The organism is Arthrobacter echini (assembly GCF_004803505.1).
GTDB lineage: Bacteria > Actinomycetota > Actinomycetes > Actinomycetales > Micrococcaceae > Arthrobacter_D > Arthrobacter_D echini.
The window spans coordinates 1-17,032 of the sequence record NZ_SSWH01000021.1 but is presented as its reverse complement, the minus strand read 5'-3'; the positions used below and the strand labels follow the sequence as shown (position 1 = coordinate 17,032).

Annotated in this window: 18 protein-coding genes; 10 read left to right on the top strand and 8 right to left on the bottom strand. The window is 60.7% G+C overall.

Features of this window, described 5'->3' with window-relative positions; genetic code table 11:
- A partial coding sequence (locus E8P82_RS14525) for an ISL3 family transposase (protein ID WP_136455765.1) occupies nucleotides 1–653 on the bottom strand: 653 nt, incomplete at its 3' end.
- A gap of 138 nt (nucleotides 654–791) precedes the next feature.
- On the opposite strand from E8P82_RS14525, the gene E8P82_RS14520 reads away from it, so the two are divergent.
- From E8P82_RS14520 to E8P82_RS14510, 3 genes are all read left to right on the top strand, one after another.
- Nucleotides 792–974: a nucleoside triphosphate pyrophosphohydrolase family protein gene (locus E8P82_RS14520; protein ID WP_136455764.1), complete on the top strand. Its 183-nt coding sequence runs from the start codon at nucleotides 792–794 to the stop codon at nucleotides 972–974.
- A gap of 172 nt (nucleotides 975–1,146) precedes the next feature.
- Nucleotides 1,147–1,605, top strand: a complete 459-nt coding sequence (locus E8P82_RS14515; RefSeq protein ID WP_168796585.1) for a GNAT family N-acetyltransferase — start codon at nucleotides 1,147–1,149, stop codon at nucleotides 1,603–1,605.
- Between the two features lie 48 nt (nucleotides 1,606–1,653).
- Nucleotides 1,654–2,313 carry a nucleoside/nucleotide kinase family protein gene (locus tag E8P82_RS14510; RefSeq protein ID WP_136455762.1) on the top strand — a complete coding sequence of 220 codons (660 nt, stop codon included), beginning with the start codon at nucleotides 1,654–1,656 and terminating at the stop codon, nucleotides 2,311–2,313.
- 21 nt (nucleotides 2,314–2,334) lie between these two features.
- Here the strand turns inward: E8P82_RS14510 and E8P82_RS14505 are convergent, their stop codons facing one another.
- Nucleotides 2,335–2,847, bottom strand: a complete 513-nt coding sequence (locus E8P82_RS14505; protein WP_246021464.1) for an RES family NAD+ phosphorylase — start codon at nucleotides 2,845–2,847, stop codon at nucleotides 2,335–2,337.
- A gap of 117 nt (nucleotides 2,848–2,964) precedes the next feature.
- Between E8P82_RS14505 and E8P82_RS14500 the strand changes: the two genes are divergently transcribed.
- Both E8P82_RS14500 and E8P82_RS14495 read left to right on the top strand, forming a co-directional pair.
- On the top strand, nucleotides 2,965–3,474 hold the full coding sequence (locus tag E8P82_RS14500; protein ID WP_136455761.1) for a GNAT family N-acetyltransferase: 510 nt from the start codon (nucleotides 2,965–2,967) through the stop codon (nucleotides 3,472–3,474).
- A 114-nt stretch (nucleotides 3,475–3,588) separates the two neighbouring features.
- The gene (locus E8P82_RS14495; RefSeq protein WP_136455760.1) at nucleotides 3,589–4,035 is read left to right on the top strand and encodes a hypothetical protein; all 447 of its coding nucleotides are present in this window, start codon (nucleotides 3,589–3,591) and stop codon (nucleotides 4,033–4,035) included.
- Between the two features lie 199 nt (nucleotides 4,036–4,234).
- On the opposite strand, the gene E8P82_RS14490 is transcribed toward E8P82_RS14495, so the two are convergent.
- Nucleotides 4,235–4,726, bottom strand: coding sequence for a MarR family winged helix-turn-helix transcriptional regulator (locus E8P82_RS14490; RefSeq protein WP_136455759.1), 492 nt, complete (start codon nucleotides 4,724–4,726; stop codon nucleotides 4,235–4,237).
- A gap of 45 nt (nucleotides 4,727–4,771) precedes the next feature.
- Between E8P82_RS14490 and E8P82_RS14485 the strand changes: the two genes are divergently transcribed.
- Both E8P82_RS14485 and E8P82_RS14480 read left to right on the top strand, forming a co-directional pair.
- On the top strand, nucleotides 4,772–5,704 hold the full coding sequence (locus E8P82_RS14485) for an EamA family transporter (RefSeq protein WP_136455758.1): 933 nt from the start codon (nucleotides 4,772–4,774) through the stop codon (nucleotides 5,702–5,704).
- 452 nt (nucleotides 5,705–6,156) lie between these two features.
- A complete protein-coding gene (locus E8P82_RS14480) occupies nucleotides 6,157–7,254 on the top strand; it encodes a VIT1/CCC1 transporter family protein (protein WP_246021462.1) in 1,098 nt (365 codons plus the stop codon).
- A gap of 126 nt (nucleotides 7,255–7,380) precedes the next feature.
- Here E8P82_RS14480 and E8P82_RS14475 read toward each other — a convergent pair whose 3' ends face one another.
- From E8P82_RS14475 to E8P82_RS14465, 3 genes are all read right to left on the bottom strand, one after another.
- A complete protein-coding gene (locus E8P82_RS14475; protein WP_136455756.1) occupies nucleotides 7,381–7,794 on the bottom strand; it encodes a YkvA family protein in 414 nt (137 codons plus the stop codon).
- A 192-nt stretch (nucleotides 7,795–7,986) separates the two neighbouring features.
- Complete coding sequence (locus E8P82_RS14470; protein WP_136455755.1) at nucleotides 7,987–9,357, bottom strand: dihydrolipoyl dehydrogenase family protein; 1,371 nt, start codon at nucleotides 9,355–9,357, stop codon at nucleotides 7,987–7,989.
- 53 nt (nucleotides 9,358–9,410) lie between these two features.
- Nucleotides 9,411–9,704 (bottom strand): thioredoxin family protein, encoded by a 294-nt coding sequence (locus E8P82_RS14465; protein WP_136455754.1) that lies wholly within the window; start codon nucleotides 9,702–9,704, stop codon nucleotides 9,411–9,413.
- 54 nt (nucleotides 9,705–9,758) lie between these two features.
- Here E8P82_RS14465 and E8P82_RS14460 point away from each other — a divergent pair, with 54 nt between their 5' ends.
- The gene (locus E8P82_RS14460) at nucleotides 9,759–10,205 is read left to right on the top strand and encodes a heavy metal-responsive transcriptional regulator (RefSeq protein ID WP_136455753.1); all 447 of its coding nucleotides are present in this window, start codon (nucleotides 9,759–9,761) and stop codon (nucleotides 10,203–10,205) included.
- 476 nt (nucleotides 10,206–10,681) lie between these two features.
- Here the strand turns inward: E8P82_RS14460 and E8P82_RS14455 are convergent, their stop codons facing one another.
- Nucleotides 10,682–11,851 (bottom strand): pentapeptide repeat-containing protein, encoded by a 1,170-nt coding sequence (locus E8P82_RS14455; protein WP_136455752.1) that lies wholly within the window; start codon nucleotides 11,849–11,851, stop codon nucleotides 10,682–10,684.
- A gap of 513 nt (nucleotides 11,852–12,364) precedes the next feature.
- On the bottom strand, nucleotides 12,365–13,375 hold the full coding sequence (locus E8P82_RS14450; protein ID WP_136455751.1) for a hypothetical protein: 1,011 nt from the start codon (nucleotides 13,373–13,375) through the stop codon (nucleotides 12,365–12,367).
- 554 nt (nucleotides 13,376–13,929) lie between these two features.
- Between E8P82_RS14450 and E8P82_RS14445 the strand changes: the two genes are divergently transcribed.
- Both E8P82_RS14445 and E8P82_RS14440 read left to right on the top strand, forming a co-directional pair.
- Nucleotides 13,930–15,777, top strand: a complete 1,848-nt coding sequence (locus E8P82_RS14445; protein ID WP_246021460.1) for an HsdM family class I SAM-dependent methyltransferase — start codon at nucleotides 13,930–13,932, stop codon at nucleotides 15,775–15,777.
- 393 nt (nucleotides 15,778–16,170) lie between these two features.
- Nucleotides 16,171–16,740: a restriction endonuclease subunit S gene (locus E8P82_RS14440; protein WP_136455749.1), complete on the top strand. Its 570-nt coding sequence runs from the start codon at nucleotides 16,171–16,173 to the stop codon at nucleotides 16,738–16,740.
- The last annotated feature ends 292 nt before the right edge of the window (nucleotides 16,741–17,032 follow it).

The window sequence follows — 17,032 nt, the reverse complement described above, 5'->3', positions numbered from 1 at the left end:
CGGCCGGGTACTAGATCCAGGAGCCTGGCCCGCGTCTTTCCGTGCTTGTCGCGGGTGAGATCGACCATCCCGGTGAGCTCCTTCGGGCCACGCTTGCGGGGATCGACGTGGTGCCAGATATGCTCGTCGACGCCGAGCGTCGTGACATTCTCGAACCGGGACTCATCATCCGCAAGACGCCGTAGTTCGGGCTCGATCGCACGCCATACCGTCTTCCACGAGGTCCCGAGCTGCCGGGCCAGGCCAGCGATGGTCGCGTGTTCCCGGCGGAGTTGCCCAATCGCCCAGATGATCGCGCGGGTGGTGATCGATCCGCGCGCTGCGACGAGCGACGTGAACTGTTCCACGAACGTCCTCTTGATGCAGTGCGCGTCGGCGCATCGCCAGATACGTTGCCGCCAGACCACCCGGACCTGACTCGCACCGGGGACATCGTGGAGCACGCGGCGGCGCCGGCCGCGGCCGACAGCGATGCTCCCGCACCCCGGGCACCCCATCACCTGCGGCGACGTCGAGACAGTCACCGTCAGCAGCCCCTCATCACGCTCGACCTTCTCGACGTGGACTCCGTCGAGACCGACCAATAGGTCGCAGCGCGAACAAGGATCGATGGCAGAGCGCGCATCAACGCACCCCGAAGTAGCATGAGACACGTCGAGGTCCTCGGGTCGGGTCAGTCAGTTAGCGCTTCTGATCCTCGGGGACCTCGACCCCTTCACGCCACCTCTGACCTAGCTAGCCTCAAACACCTACCCCCACCGGATGTCCGAAGAGCCCCTTAAGGTGTGCGCATGAATACCAAGCAGTGCTCCCACCATGTTGAGGAAGTTTCACGCCCTTATGCGCAGCGGAACGGCTTCGAGAGGGACAATGTCTGGTTCATGCTGAAGCTGCACGAAGAGGTAGTCGAACTCACCCAGACTTATCGGATGAAGACCGGGCAAGCACGGCACAATGAATTGCAGGCCCCATAGGTCGAAGCGAGCTTCCGCTCCGAGTTGACCTATGCCCTCCGTCAGTGATGTTGCTGGCTCAGCGCCACAACATGAATTTGGAGTCGGCCATTTAAGACAAGTGGTTGGAATGGTTACCGGACGATGCCAGCGATAGCGGCCAGTGGACGCAGACGGTCAGGAGGGACAACGAGTGCTGATCCGCGCGGCACCTCCCCACGACGGCGAACAGGTGCGCAATATCAGCACGGCCAGCGGTCGTGACAGCTGGAACCCAAGTGTTCTCGTGGTCGCGCCCGGACGTTTGGTGGTGGTCGCCGAGGTAGCCGGCGAGCTGGTAGGTGCCGCGAAGACGCATTTCCATGGGCGACCCGACGGCGATGTCCCTGCCGGTCGCTACCTCGGAGGAGTTATGGTCACCCCGGCCCACCGTCGGCAGGGCGTCGCATTCGCTCTCACCCAGGCGCGTCTGGAATGGATCTATTCCTACACGGATTGTGCCTACTATTTCGCCAATGAACACAACACCGCATCCATCCGGCTCCACGAGCAGTTCTGCTTCCACCCTCTCGGCAGCTTCGCCGAGATCCACGGCGTCACCGCAGACAACGGACGATCCAAGCTCATCCTCTTTAAAGCATCCCGCGGATGAGGCCATTAGCGGGCATACCAGCTGCAGACACTCGAGGAGGACGAGCCCATGACAATGTTCATGCACTCACTAGCTGAGGACCTGCTCGTCTCCCTCGGGCCCACGGGTCGGCTCGTGGCCATCGATGGCGTCGATGGCAGCGGTAAGACGTCCTTCGCTGAGAACCTTGCCGCGGTCATTCCTCACCGTTCCGTGATCGTCATCCACGTCGATAGCTTCCTGAACCCTTCACCCATCCGGTACGCCCGGGGTCGTCACTCCCCCGAAGGTTTCTGGAGGGACACCTACAACTACGCCGCTCTGCGCGAGTCCGTGCTCGTCCCGCTCGGGCCCGACGGACATGGCCTGTACTCGCCGGCCTCCTACGATCCGCGGACCGACCAAACGGCGCACACGGAGCCGCTTCAGGCTCCGCCAAACGCACTGGTCCTGGTGGAAGGTATGTTCCTGCATCGCGAGGACCTCGCCGCAACCTGGGACGCCTCAGTGTTCCTGGATGTCCCCTTCACTGAGACCGCAGCACGCCTGGCCACCCGGAACGGCAGCAACCCCGATCCCGAGCACCCCACGATGCACCGGTACGTGCACGGTCAACGCCTCTACTTCAACGCCGCCCGGCCCTGGGAACGAGCCACCTTCGTGATCGATAACAGTAATTTCAGCGCCCCCAGAGTCATCCGACCGAACCACGCCTCCCCCGTTACATGACCGCTGAAAGCCGCTGATCCTTTACTGGACGGCGACCTCGCGGACACCCGGAGCGCCGTCGGCGTTCCAGGCGAACAGTGTCAGGTGCCAGAGGCCTGGCTGTTTGCGTGAAGGATCGATCAACCCGTTGGCGCCCAGGCCTTGCAGCGTCTCTCGAACCGTCCACGACGCTGGTGTGTCACCGGCGGCAACAGCTCCCTGCCAGTCCGCCGCCGCGTCCGCGGGGCTAATCCCGATCGACTGCAAAGCCTCATGGTCACGTAGATCGACAATCCGGTGAGCCTCTACCTCGAATTCCAGCACCTCACGATCAGTGGTCCGGTCGCCGGTGTGGGCGATCATCGCGGCGGCGACACCCTCCGGTGATGAACTCAGATACAGCGTGGGTACCTCCGGCGGTGAATACCGGCCGGCAGAGCGAGATCCTACAAGCGCCAGGTCACGATACGCGGGGTCCACAGCACGATAGAACGAACCTCTCACCGTGCACATCACGGCGCTTTCCCGGCTGATGATTGGTTCAGCTCGTTTCATGACACCAATCTCCCCACCCCGGCGATCTCTTCAGATCGCCAGCTTTACACGTTCGTTGACGATTCCTAGGCGAAGCAGTGATGTGTCCACTGCGGTGCTGTTTGCTCTAATGAGTGCATGATCCGTTTGGCGCAGGAAGACGACATCGGGTTGATGATGCTCATCGAGCGTGCCGCCGACGCCGTCTTCCGTGACATCGGCATGGCAGCCATCGCGGACGCTGAGCCGATGCCGGCTAACGCTCTTCGTCGCTACCAACGCAGCGACAGGGCATGGGTCGACACTGATGATCTCGGTCGGGCCGTGGCGTACATTCTCCTCGATGTCCTCGACGGGGTTCCCCACATCGAACAGGTCTCCGTACACCCTAGCCATGCGGGCCAAGGCAAGGGACGCCGGCTCATAGAAGCCGCCGCCGAGTGGGCAGGACTGCAAGGATTCTCCTCGCTAACCCTGACCACGTTCGCCGAGGTGCCCTGGAATGCTCCCTACTACGCACGCCTGGGCTTCGAAGCCGTTCCGGCGAGCCACCTGTCGCCAGGGCTCAAGCACGTCCGAGCCCGTGAAGCCGCCATAGGGTTGGATGAGTGGCCGCGGACCGCTATGCGGCGTGCTCTCAGCGACTGATGTTCAAAGGCGGGCTTTCCTACGCCGCCGTCGAGGACTCTCCATTGGACACCCCCGCATCGCCACAACCCGCAGCGAGTCGGTGTCCCGGTGTCAGTCGCGGAGAATCACCTCATGATGAGGACAGCCAAGGTTGAGGGCCTCGTGGTCAGGGTCGGCGGGAGATCCCGAACCGAGACCATTCAGGCATTGCGTGATGCGGGCGTGCAGCTCAATGCCTACGCAGAGACCCTGCTCGCCCATCCCGCCTTTGATGCCCCCGTGAGTCGAACGCTGCGGATCGTGGAACGCACCGTAGAGCAGCTCGGCCTCGCCCGCGGAGGCATACAGTCCCACGTCTTCGCTGCCGCAAAGAATCAAGGCCTTGATCTCTGTCCCCTGGTGACCGGACCCTACCTCCGGTTGGCAAAAATGGCGCAGGCGAACGCCCCGGATTCCGTCCTATCCGCAGGCCGCGGCCCGACCGGAGCAATCCACATCGCCTCCGAACCCGTCAGCGAAGACGTCGAGTATCCCAAGGGGTTCTACCTTCGTGTCATAGACGAGCAGCCCTGGCTATGAGGCTATCGCTGCGATGACACCTATGTCTGGGCGCCACGACAGCGGCTCGCGTTCCTTCTACCGGAGAACGAACAGGGTCCCGCCGCTCGATAAGAGGATCCCTTGCTGGAACCTGCTCATCACCAGCCCACCATCAGACGTTGCTGGCGATCCGGTCAAAGGATCCTTGGGTGGGACGCTTACTCAGTGGTGGACGAGTTCAGTGATCGAGGACTGCGAGGAGTTCCGCGAGAGTGTTCTGCTGCTCTGGGCTGAGGGCTTGAAGGAACTCGTGTTCTACAGCCACATGAACCGGAAGAACACTGTCGACGATGGTGCGGCCTGCGTCGGTGAGGTGGACCAGCTTCCCACGGCCGTCACGCTCATTCGAAGTTCGTTCGATGAGCCCCTCGGCCTCGAGCTTGTTCAAGCGTTGAGCGATCGCACTCGAGGTCACCATCGACGTCTCGACCAAGTCTTTCGGGCTCAGGGCGTAGGGGTCCCCGGAGCGGCGAAGTGTCGCCAGGACGTCGAAGGTCGGCGCATCAATTCCCTGAGCCGCGAAGTTCTCACCGAGGCGCACCTCGATCCTCCGTGCGACGCGGGAGAGCCTGCCGATCACGGCCATCGGGCTCACATCGACATCAGGGCGTTCACGGCCCCACTGCTCCAGCACCACCGCAACATGATCCTGAAGGTTTGTGTCTGTCATGGCACCACCCTAGCCAAAAGCTAAGCACGAAGATATATTTGCGTAGTGCTTAGCAAACAGTGGATGGTCCTGCTCCTCACAGCCATCGCTCCCTGCGTGTGGGGAACGACGTACCTCGTCACCTCCGAGCTCCTCCCACCTGACCGGCCACTGCTGGCCGCAGCCCTGCGGTCCCTCCCGGCAGGTGTGCTGCTGGTCATCCTGGTCCGCCGGCTACCGACGGGGAGTTGGTGGTGGCGGGCCGGTGTTCTCGGGATGCTGAACATCGGGGTGTTCTTCGCACTGCTCTTCATCGCCGCATACCGGTTGCCCGGTGGCGTCGCAGCCACCATCGGGGCTGTGCAACCGCTCCTGGTCGCTGTCCTTGCCGCCGGCTGGATCGGAGAGAAACTGACACCGGCGAAACTCACCGCAGGGATGACCGGCCTGATCGGTGTGTCCATGCTCGTCCTTCAAGCCCAAGCCCGGCTCGATCTCGTTGGGGTCATCGCCGCCCTCAGCGGTGCGGTCGCCATGGCAAGCGGTGTCGTACTGACCAAGAAGTGGGGCAGACCCGATACCTTGCTGGCCATCACGTCCTGGCAACTCGTCGCCGGCGGACTCTTCCTCGCTCCCATCGCTTTCCTCGTCGAGGGCCCGCCACCGCAGGCCCTGACCCTGACCCTGACCCTGCCGAGCATCGCAGGCTACCTCTACCTCGGTGTCATCGGCACCGCTGCGGCGTACACCCTCTGGTTCCGCGGGGTACACCTACTACCAGCATCAACAACAGCGATCCTAGGTCTCCTCAGCCCACTCGTGGCAACACTCGCAGGGTGGGCGCTCCTCGACCAAACTTTGACCTCCGGTCAGCTCATCGGGGCGATCATCATCCTCGGCACCCTCATCCTGAGCACGATTCGACCACTACAGCGCATGACGCCGGGCCCATCTCCTGCCGCCCACCGCACCAATCCGAAAGCACAAAACCCACGGTGAGCGATCCTGAGCGAGACGAACCACACGCTATAGCGACTCCCGACCCCGCCAACCACCGGTCGAGAACTCCGCCACCTTAACGAAAAATCACCAGAGTGTGGCAGAACTGTCGGTTCCCGCGGTTGTTCGTACGAATACTCAGGATCATCTGCACGGCCTGGTCGACCGTTCCTGCTCGGTTACTGACAGGCTTAGCCTTGATCCACTCCCGATCTTCGGACAGGACGACAGCCAGTCGGCGTATCCGCGGTATGATTGCTGGTCGAAGGGGAGTAGCTCCGCATCCGCAAAGGATGTGAGGCCTGTCGACATACTGGCGCTATCGGCGCCCGGCATTCCACCGGTTCTTCCGGCGAGCGAGACCTTCGGCCGAACAAGACGCTTGTGCGTACTCGGCCGGAGCCCCTCGCTTTGGTCGGTGTTCGCATGCACTGAAGAGACCGGAGCATCCCGTGACATCCCTTGAGCACTCTCCTTCCCGCGACGACGTCCGCCGCTGGCGTCAGTACCTCGCCGATGAACGCGGCGAGGCCGCGACGTACCGGGACCTCGCCCGCCGGCGGAGCGGGCAGGAGCGCGAGATCCTGCTCGGGCTCGCCGACGCCGAGGGCCGGCACGAGGCACACTGGCTCGCCCTCCTCGGTAACGAGGTGGGGCGCCCGTTGCAGCCGTCGCTGCGCAACCGCATCCTCGGAGTCCTTGCACGGCGCTTCGGTTCCGTGTTCGTCCTCGCCTTGGCCCAGCGCGCCGAAAACCGCTCCCCCTACGCGACGGACCCCTCCGCCACACCGGCCATGGTCGCCGATGAGCAGATCCACGAGGAGGTGGTCCGCGCCCTGGCCACCCGTGGTCGTAACAGGCTCTCCGGGAACTTCCGAGCCGCGGTATTCGGCGCGAACGACGGCCTGGTCAGTAACCTCGCCCTGATCATGGGCATCGGCGCCACCGGTGTCTCCAACGCCTTCATCCTGGTCAGCGGACTGGCCGGACTGTTGGCCGGGGCACTGTCGATGGGCGCCGGGGAGTACGTCTCCGTGCGGTCCCAACGTGAGCTGCTCTCCGCCACCCGCCCCACCCAGATCACCCTGACCGCCGCGAAGGAACTCGACATCGCAGCCAACGAGCTGGCCCTGGTATACCGGGCACGCGGGATGACACCAGCGGCCGCCGAACACCGCGCTGCGGAGCGCCTTGGCATCTATACCTGTGACTGCGACCCCAGTTTCTCGCTCCAACCCCAAGAAGAGGACGCCGTCGACGAGCACGAGACGGTGGGCACGGGGGTGGGGGCGGCCGCGTCGAGTTTCTGCTTCTTCGCCTCCGGCGCCATCATCCCGGTCCTGCCCTATCTCGTGGGCCTCGGCGGTGTGACCGCCGTCGTCGTCGCCTGCGTCCTGGTGGGGGTGGCCCTGCTGGCCACCGGGGCCGTCGTCGCCCTGCTCTCCGGCGCCTCACCGCTGCGCCTCGCGCTGCGGCAGCTGGGGATCGGGCTCGGAGCAGCCGCGATTACCTACGTCCTCGGGCTCGTCTTCGGCGTATCAGTGGCCTGACCCCCGCAGCGGTGGGTCAGGCTCCGCACCGGAACACATGGTCGTGCACCCACGAGATCCGTTCCACTGGGAACAAGATGTTACCGGCGGCGAACAGCCCGTGCCTGAGTTCTCACAAGGGATCACTCACCCACCGATGAGGCTCCGTACTGCCGCCAGCCCTTCAGGAGTGCCTGGCCAGTGTCGTGACAGCGCTTCGGGACCGGCTGTGCGTACTACTGAGCGCAGCACGAGGATGATGATGATGGCGTCGTCGGCGTAACCGAGGATGGGGATGAAATCCGGCACCACATCGAAAGGTAATGCCAAATACGCCATGAGAAGCACCAGCCGTACTCGCACCCCTCGGGAAAGCGTCCGGTCGGCGGACAGGCGCTTAATGAGTCGGATCACGTCCGGCAGCAGTCTGAGGGCATCCCGCAACGTTGTCTGATTCGGAGTAGCCCGCCACAGGGCGATCAGGAGGACCACCCAGAGCACCAGAAGACCTGCAAGGACACCGGTCAGTACGGGCCATGTCGCATCCCACCATGCCGGCATGACAACTCCTCACTTAAACCTCGTGAATGCGCTACGTCAGTGATAAGTCTTCCGTCTGGAGAGACACGAGCCCGCCGCGCCACGTGCCCTACATTCTGTCGCTCCTGGGTGCGATGGAGGCGGTTGGACGGCCGACTGCTATAGGTGTGGATTCTTTGATCTGGTCGTGCCGTGGTCCAGCTTTGTCCAGGATCAGAGCATGGAGCTGAGGTCGGATCCGGTGGAGGGGTAGACGGCGGTCGTTGATTTGAGCTGCCGGGTGGTGAGCCGGTGTTTCATGGCGAGGCTGATGGTGTTCGCGAGTTCGGCGTAGCCGTGTCCGAAGAGGTGAGCGCCGACGATGAGGTCGGTGTCCCTGTCGACCAGGATCTTCGCAGCTCCTGCGGTTTCGCCGAGCCGGTAGTTCGAGTACCACTGGCTGGTGTCGGTGTAGCGGACGTCGATATTCAGGCCGCTGTCGTTGGCTTCGTGTTCGAGCATGCCGACCCGGACGAGTTCGGGGACAGTGAACACGGCGGTGGGGGTGGCGGCGTAGTCCGGGACGCTGGTGGCGGATTTGAGCATGTTCGAGGCTGCGACTTTCGCTTCGATGACTGCTATCGGGGTCAGGGGTAGCCCGGCGGTGTCGGCTGCGTCGCCTGCCGCGTAGACGGCCGGGTTGGTGAGGCTTTGTAGGTGGCCGGATACCTTGACGCCATGATGACCGTGATCGATCTGACCTGCTTCGAGGTTCAGTCGGGACAGTTCTGCGACTCTTCCGGCGCCGTGGACGACGAGGTCGGCCTGGAGTGTTTGCCGCGCACCGCTGGTGTCGCTGGTCCCCGGGATGTCGGTGTGGAGGGTATATCCGCTGCTGCTTTTCGTGATCGCTGTGACGCTGGTCAGGCGGCGCACCTCGACTCCGGCGTCGGAGCCGCGGTTGATGAGCAATTCGACAAGGTCCGCATCGAAGGATTTCAGTGGGCGCTCTCCTCGGTCAAGGATGATCGGGGCGCTTCCTGCCCGTGCTGCGATGTGGGCGAACTCGAAAGAGATGAACCCGCCACCGATGAACACGATCCGGGGCGGTAGTACTTCCAGGTTCAGGAATTCGCTGCTATCGATCACATGCTCATGACCGGGGAAGCCCAGGGGCCGCGGGACAGCTCCCGTGGCGATGAGGATCTTTGCCGCCTCATAGGGTGTTCCGCCGACGTCGACCTGCGTGGGTCCGGTGAAGGTTGCCACTCCATGCAGGGTTTCAACACCATGAGCCTTGAGGTCTTGCTCCATGGACTCAGGAACGGGGTCCGTGAAGCCGTGCTTGTGCTTCATCAAATCTTCCCAGTTGATGGACAGCCCTCCAGTGTCGATGCCTTTGCCGGCCATCAGGCGCGCAGCGTCGACCACTTCAGCGCCGCGGCGCAGGATCTTCTTCGGGTCACAGCCGCGCAGCGCGCAGGTGCCGCCGTACGGCAGGGCATCGACGATGCCGACCCGCCAACCTTTCGACGCAGTCTTCGTGGCGGCAGCAACTCCTGCCATCCCTGCCCCGATGACCAACGCGTCATAGATATCAGTCATGAGAAAGGTCCTCTTCTTCAGTAGTCATGGAACGTAGTGCCGGCAGTGCTCACTCAGCCGATAGCGTCTCTGATCTGTGCCATGCTCGGCGCGCCGGCGGGCCCGTCATCAGTCATGTACCGGCGGCAGGCAAGCCCTACCGGGGCGGCTGAACCACCGAACGCATCAACACCGTCAATCAGGATCGTAGGAGAGCCATGGAAGCCTGCGCGTTCAGCTTCTTCCACAGAGTCGATGAGCTGATAGCGAAGATCGATGTCCGGGCGTTCCGCAACAAGCAGCCGCAGCCGTTCCTCAGCAACGGACCAGTTCGGGCAACCATCAAAGTACTGCAGGGTGATGTTCATATGGTCACCGTAAACCTTGCAGTCAGATACAAGGTCAAGCGATAGGCTCTGATCATGTTGATCGGGGAGCTTTCCACCATCACGGGCGTTGACAGTCAGACCATCCGCTTCTACGAACGTCAAGGCTTACTACCTCAATCCCGGCGGGCCGCGAATGGTTATCGGGCGTATGACGCAACAGCTATCGGCCGTCTGCGGTTCATCCGTGCAGCCCAGAACGCCGGCCTTGCCCTGGCTGAGATCGCGCAGGTCCTCAACCTCCGGGACGCGGGCCACACTCCCTGCACACACGTGTCCCTCGTCCTCGAGCAGAAACTCGCAGAGGTACAGACACGGCTGAAGGCGCTCACCGACCTGGCCGCTGAACTCGAGGAACTCATCAAGACCAGTCACACCCTAAACCCGGCCGATTGCGGGCCGGCAGACATCTGCCAGATCATCACCCCGAAGACAGAGCCCCCACACGAATCGCCCCTCACACCAATCGCTACCGGGTCCTAGACTGGCCCATGACCTCCGCGCGTCAGAGCAGCCAATCACCAGGCACCTATTCCTGCTGCGGACGCCACCTTGCCCTGAAAAAGCTACACGCCGTGCCCGACGAAGCCGCCCACATCTGCCGACGATGCGAACTCCGGATCGCCCTCAAACATCGGTAGCGGACAAAAACGCCAAGAAAACAACGCTATTAACCGCCGTGACTCACATGGGGATCGTCAACCCTCGACCGAACCCTAGAACCTGTCCAATCAAGGGATCCTTTGCTGAGATGCCAGATACCTATCGTGCAGCTAGCAGGATGCACGCGCTCATAGACACACCGCACGGGCCATGTTCCTACCGCCGCGCCTCAGATTCGGTAATTTTAGAAAGGTGAACGACCGGTGACTGTCAGCCGTTTTTAGACACTAAGAATAGAGGAGGATTGCACACCAAATTATTTTCAGCGTATTTCCACCGCGATATCCCTAGTCAATTTAAGGACTAGGGACCCTCGGGTCCGTTTCACGACTTTCTCCTGTCAGGACAGTAAACCCCTCCCCAATTAGGGGCATCAGTTGTGGAATAGCTTCGAGAACAACTCGCAGTGCTTCGGGGTCTGGTATTGCCTCAGTAACCCGCTGGCGAAAGCCAGCTTCAGAATCTGCATCTATATGCAGCGCTACAATTTCAGCCTCCCTTCTGGAACGCCGCTCTATTTCGGTGGCAGTATTTGCACGCTCCTGCTCTAGTTCATGACGTCGCCGTTCAACCCGACTTTCAAGCCAGAGTTTACGCTCACTTACGCGCGCTAGTGTGAGTAGGAAAGACAGGAGCCTTTCATTTCGTTTTCGCAAGACAAGTGCGGCCCCTCCCATGCCTGCAGCCGCCGCTCCGGCCACCATCGAAGGACCCAACTCGGCTAAATCAATCCACCAAGGACTCCCATAATGGGTTCGAACAACTGCAACAGAGGACGATTCGTTGTCGGTTTTGACCAGCACTGATCCTGGTGTGTCTGTCCGAAAATCTTCCCCCGAAGTCGCGTTCAGCCTGGCCCCGACTCGGGACACAAGGCGTGCTACTACAGCTACGGAGAAGGTGAGGTCCGCAAACACCTGTGGATCAACAGACATAGGCAGTGGAACTTGGATGCGGACCAACCCCTCCTCGAGCGGTGGTGGCATTGCGATGTCGCGAAGGACGTCTTCCAGTGGATGTCCCGCGCGAGAAACGGTCTCTAGCGTGACCCTGGCACGGAAGAAGTTTGAGTACATGGTCTCTGTACCAGTGAGGTTGGTCCGGGTAAGGTCGGCCTCGACGAAAGTAGCTCCCACAAGGATAGCTCCGGTAAGATTCGCGCCAGTTAGGTCCGCTCCAGAGAAGTCAGCATGTGTCAGGTCCGCCCGCACGAAAGAGCTACCCGTGAGATCGGCGCCAGTAAGGTCAACTCGAAGCAGCTTTGCAGAAGATAATGTAGCGCCGTTAAGGGCAGCGCTTGAAAGGTCTGCATCTGTGAGGTCGGCGCCAGCTAGATCCAGCCCGATGAGATTCGCCCCGGTGAGGGTTGCTCTAGCAAGATCCGGTCGTTGGCCCTTCAACGATCTCCGGTACTCAGCCCACTCTTCGGGTGAAGCGAGAAGAGCCTCCAACGCAGATATATCCATGCACCGAGATTAGCCACTACTGGATCGCTTTGGACCTTCGCCGTGCAGGTGATGAAAGGATCTCTCTCGTCGGAAGCGGGTAAAGCTCAAAAATCTTCGGCCGGATCCTAGAACGGAGAACGGGATGGTGTAGGACCCAGACCAACATGAACGTCGCTGAATGTCTTGTCCGACGGCTCGCAGACTGGCCTCAGGGCCTCGAAGCGTTCCCCGATTCTTAACGTCCATGATCAAGCAAGCGGGCCGGATCTGGGCGCTTGAGACTCCGAGTGGCAAGACCCGTGCCGCCCGCTCGCTCGAAACACCGCGTCTCCTCGTCACGCCAACGTTCAGCTGACTTTCAGTGGATCAGAACTCTCGGTTGCTCAATCAGTCATTCATGCCACCCATGACTAGCTCGACAACCGAGGTTCTAGGCCCGTCCAAAAGTATCCTGAAGCATAAAGTTCAAAGCCGCCCGCCTATGGGTGAGCCTCCAATGCCGCGCGGCTAACGGAGAGTTCCTCTGCGGAGTCATCCGTATGCTTTGACCTGGCTCTTGAGTCGATCAATGACGAGGGCCAACGCATCAGTACCAAACGCGGCAGGTTTCACGGTGAAACGGTGTAGGCGATGCGGTTCAGTGCTATCTGCTCGCCCATCAGAGTGCCGACCCAATTCCTCCACATCAACGAGCCCGAATAACTCCAAGGTCTTTCTGGCGTAGGTGTACGTATCACGCCCAACCCCATAATTGAGCGCGCGAACACCCGAGGGCATCGCGACCGCACCGTCGGCTTCTATCAGACCGCCGGAACGGCACAATAGCATCAGGAGAACGACGAGCTCGGAGTCTTCGAGCACGTGTAGCCATGAGTGACGGATGAACTCAGGCGGGAGTGTGATTGTGGCGTCAGTCGCCCTCGGCACGACGTAGGGGACGGTATCGCCTCCGGACACTCTTCCTCCTTCATTGAGAAGGACGAAGCTGTCGTAACGCCGGTTTGGTCCAGAGGATCCCAGCACAACCAGTCCAGCATCTTCCAGCGACTGCAGGCTAGTTTTGATGGACCGGGCGCGTTTGTTCTGTGCTGTGATGAAGTTTCGTTGACTTTTCTGATCGATGGCCACTGTCGCCACGAGTTGCGTCCACCCGAGTTGGTCCTTTGAGCCGACAATGGGCAGATCAGGCAACTGCCTGCCCGGAAGACCCCTGAGCTGCGCGACCGCTATCGCCGTCATGTAGAACCGCAGGGTCGCTCCCCTGCTCGACAGAATGCGAGTGGCCGGCGGCCGGTGCTCTCGTTTTGGAAGCTTCAGATCGGAGTAGTCGCTTGCTCCAGGCTGGTCCTTGAAACTGAAGCCCGTACGAATCCGGAATCCGTACTTTCCGAGAGCCTTCTCCTCGGGATAGTGCTCCCGCACCCGGTCCGTGATTGCTCGCACCATCTCGCCGTGACGTCCTTGCAGCCGCTCGAGGCGCGCACGATAGGCCTCAACCTCGTCGTCCTTAGGGCCCCGGCTCGAGTCGAAAACACCCACCATACCCCCAATACTGACGGGTCATCCTGAACGTATAAACCCGCATGTTTTCTACATCATGCATCTTGTTAGCTCGTGTCGTTCATGCGGCTTTACCCGCAAAGTCAGTGTACTGGATTCACGCCCGGAACGCATCGATACTTCAAGAGACGAGAGGAGGTGAGATGAGCACTAGACGACGCGGCCGCCACGCCGCAGAAGGCGATCGGCGATCTGGAGGTCAGAACCGTTTGACACAGCTACTCATGACCATCCAGATCGCCCTAACCATCGCGCGACTCATAGCAGAACCTTAGAGAATCACGCGGCCCGTTCAGTTGCAGCTGAGCGGGCCGCTTCGCACGATACTTGGACGATACGACGTCCCCCACCTAGGTACAACCACCACCCAGGCAACACGTTGCGCAACAACGAGATTCATCCGTGCTGCATGAACTTCGCAACCGGTGCCTTCCCGACGCAGTGAGACCCGAGGCGACAGAATCAGAGGCTAACTTCATCAGTTGCTGATCAGGTACTACGGTCATGAGGTGCCTAACGAGAGAATCACCGAAGACATGACCGACGGCATCCTGCGGAGCCTCGGTTATTACGATGACGAGGTCGCGATCCTCGTCGAGAAGCAACAGAGCGCGATCGCCGCCATCAGGACAGCACTGTCCAAAGCTTCGAAGAAGGGAACCGGTAAAGCCGCTGGGTACCCCGAGTTCATCATCACAGCCCCTAGTGCACCTGACGTCGTCGTCGTCATTGAGTGCAAAGCGGAGGTGTCCCGTCACCGCTCCCCTGACCTCGATCGGCCAGCTGACTTCGCGGTCGACGGCGTGTTGCATTACGCCCGTTTTCTAAGCCCCAGCCACACAGTCGTTTCAATTGCAGTATCCGGATCCCCGTCGGCCTCCCAGTGGTCTTTTTTCCTCACCCCGAAGGGATCTATCGTTCACCGCCCTCTTGTGGCGCCTACTGGTGCCGAGATTGAGGCACTCGTTCCGATGACAGATCTGATTGCCGCAGCAGCGTTTGATCCCACCGTCCAGCACCAACGGGAGCGCGACCTTGTCAGCTTCTCGCAGGAACTGCACGTCTTCATGCGTGACGAAGCTGAGATGACCGAGCAGGAAAAGCCCCTCGCGGTCGCTGGCACCCTCATCGCCCTGAATGATCCAGTGTTCCGGCAAACTTACGACGTATACCCCGCTAAAGATCTGCCTGCTGCGTGGATGCAAGCGATCCGCAAGCAGATGACTGAAACCTCCCTGCCGAAGGCAAAGATTAGTAACCTCGTTCAACCGTTCACCGGCATTCAGGTACAACCTGAGCTCTCAAAAGCAACAATGGCCTACCCAAAGGGCCTGCTGAACCAGATAGTGAAGATGCTTGCCGAACACGTTCTTCCGTTCATGACCGTGTACAACGACATCGACGTTGTCGGACGCTTCTACGGAGAGTTTCTTCGCTACACCGGTGGTGATGGGAAGGGCCTCGGCATCGTCCTGACACCTCGTCACGTCACGGAGCTGTTCGCACTCATCGCCAATGTCGGGAAGACCGATGTGGTGATTGATCCCTGCGCGGGTACCGGCGGCTTCTTGATCAGCGCGATGACCGAGATGATGCGGACAGCCACCACTGAGGCTGAGATTGCATCGATCAAAGGGGAACGTCTACTCGGCATCGAACAGCAGGCCACCATGTACGCCCTGGCTGCATCGAACATGATCTTACGAGGCGACGGAAAAGCTAACCTTTATCAAGGCTCCTGCTTCGATAAGCCGAACGTCGATGCGGTCAAGAAGCACCGGGGCACAGCTGGAGCCATGCGGCCAACGGTCGGGTTTATCAACCCGCCATATGCAAAATCCAAGCAGGATCTCAGTGAGCTGCGGTTCTTCCTGAACATGCTCGATATGCTCGCTGATGGAGGTCGTGGAGTTGCTATCGTCCCCATCAGCTGCGCCACCGCACCATCAACAGAGAAGACGGAGCTGCTGAAACACCACACCCCCGAAGCGGTGATGTCGATGCCTCCAGAGGTTTTCGCTCCCACTGGCGTCGTCACATGCATCATGGTGTTCACCGCTCACAAACCCCACAAGACCAGTAACCGCAAGACTTGGTTCGGCTACTGGCGAGAAGACGGGTTTGTAAAGATCAAGAACTTGGGCAGAGTGGACAAGCACCACACTTGGCCTCAAACCCGGGACCGATGGGTCGAGTCCTGGCATAATCGCGAGGTACACCCAGGCGAATCTGTGATGCAGAAAGTTTCAGCCACAGATGAATGGGTCGCCGAAGCGTACATGGAAACCGACTACAGCACCCTCACCGAGGCCGACTTCGAACGAGTACTCCTCGACTACTCGCTCTTCACCCTTGGAAGCGCTTCACCGGAGGACAACGAGTGATCACTATCGCTGACCTGTTCAACGTCGAGTACGGGAACAAACTCGACATGAACAAGCTGACGCGAGCACACAAAGCGGACGGCATCGCCTTCGTTGGCCGCAAAGGTGGACTTTCGGGCCACAGCGGAGTGTCAGGCTACGTCGAACGAGTACAGGACGCACGAATGTACCCCGCCGGTGCTCTCACCGTTGCGCTCGGGGGCTCCCGACTGTTGTCGACCTATGTACAACAACGGCCCTTCTACACGGCACAAAACGTCGCAGTCCTGTTTCCCAAGGACGAAACAATGCCTCTCACCCACCGGCTTTTCTACGCAATGAGCATCCGCCACAACGCGTTCCGTTATACAGCTTTCGGACGAGAGGCTAACCGAACGCTTCGCACGATCGGGGATGCCCGACGAGGTACCTCCCTGGGTCGAGAATGCAGCAGTCCCCACTGTTGCCGGCCTTCGAGTAGCCCTCGACAAGCCCGTCAGTCTCGCCGAAGCCCAAGCTTGGGACATGTTTAAGCTGAACGATCTCTTCGAACTCCGCAAGGGACGGCGTCTGACAAAGGCCGACCGCAAGCACGGCAACGTTAGGTTCATCGGAGCCACCGAGTTCAACAACGGTGTGACCGACATGTGCGACGTCACTCCCAACGCACCCGAACACACTCTCACCGTCGCCTATAACGGAAGTGTCGGATCGACCTTTTACCAGGACGAGCCCTACTTCGCCTGCGACGACGTAAACGTCCTCGTTCCCCGGACTGAAATCTCCAAGTGGGCATTACTGTTCGTCGCAGCGGCCATTAAGCATGAGCGGCATCGATTCACCTACGGCTATAAATGGACACTCGCCCGCATGCGAGAGACAACAGTCCGCCTCCCCGTGCGTGAGGACGGCCAGCCAGATTGGTCCTACACCGAGTCCGTAATGCACGGTTTGCCGTTTTCAGCTGCAATAGTCGAGCGGTAATACCGCCCGCCCTCAACTGATACTGCTCTCTCAAGCCCCGACGAACTCGCCGTACCGCCAGAACTGTCATATGCATGGCTATCGGTTCACTGGCCCGCGGGAATGCGCTCATCACCGTTGGCCCCTAATTCGGGGGTCGAGCAGGAACCTAGTTTGAAGACAGTCCACTCAAAGGGGCTCATCGTAATTGAGAGTGCAGGTGGGGTCTGAAGCCGCCTGATTCGAGGAGTGATCTAGCGATGTAGTTGGTGAGGTTCCTGAAGCCCAGGGCTGAGCCGCGAAGGTGTTCGAG

Excerpts from the sequence above, each read along its gene's own strand:
- E8P82_RS14455 (WP_136455752.1), bottom strand. The coding sequence starts at position 11,851 with ATGGATATATCTGCGTTGGAGGCTCTTCTCGCTTCACCCGAAGAGTGG.
- E8P82_RS14500 (WP_136455761.1), top strand. The coding sequence starts at position 2,965 with ATGATCCGTTTGGCGCAGGAAGACGACATCGGGTTGATGATGCTCATC.
- E8P82_RS14520 (WP_136455764.1), top strand. The coding sequence starts at position 792 with ATGAATACCAAGCAGTGCTCCCACCATGTTGAGGAAGTTTCACGCCCT.
- E8P82_RS14465 (WP_136455754.1), bottom strand. The coding sequence starts at position 9,704 with ATGAACATCACCCTGCAGTACTTTGATGGTTGCCCGAACTGGTCCGTT.
- E8P82_RS14440 (WP_136455749.1), top strand. The coding sequence starts at position 16,171 with ATGCCCGACGAGGTACCTCCCTGGGTCGAGAATGCAGCAGTCCCCACT.
- E8P82_RS14445 (WP_246021460.1), top strand. The coding sequence starts at position 13,930 with ATGACCGACGGCATCCTGCGGAGCCTCGGTTATTACGATGACGAGGTC.
- E8P82_RS14470 (WP_136455755.1), bottom strand. The coding sequence starts at position 9,357 with ATGACTGATATCTATGACGCGTTGGTCATCGGGGCAGGGATGGCAGGA.
- E8P82_RS14505 (WP_246021464.1), bottom strand. The coding sequence starts at position 2,847 with ATGAAACGAGCTGAACCAATCATCAGCCGGGAAAGCGCCGTGATGTGC.
- E8P82_RS14490 (WP_136455759.1), bottom strand. The coding sequence starts at position 4,726 with ATGACAGACACAAACCTTCAGGATCATGTTGCGGTGGTGCTGGAGCAG.
- E8P82_RS14510 (WP_136455762.1), top strand. The coding sequence starts at position 1,654 with ATGACAATGTTCATGCACTCACTAGCTGAGGACCTGCTCGTCTCCCTC.
- E8P82_RS14495 (WP_136455760.1), top strand. The coding sequence starts at position 3,589 with ATGATGAGGACAGCCAAGGTTGAGGGCCTCGTGGTCAGGGTCGGCGGG.
- E8P82_RS14460 (WP_136455753.1), top strand. The coding sequence starts at position 9,759 with ATGTTGATCGGGGAGCTTTCCACCATCACGGGCGTTGACAGTCAGACC.
- E8P82_RS14475 (WP_136455756.1), bottom strand. The coding sequence starts at position 7,794 with ATGCCGGCATGGTGGGATGCGACATGGCCCGTACTGACCGGTGTCCTT.
- E8P82_RS14450 (WP_136455751.1), bottom strand. The coding sequence starts at position 13,375 with ATGGTGGGTGTTTTCGACTCGAGCCGGGGCCCTAAGGACGACGAGGTT.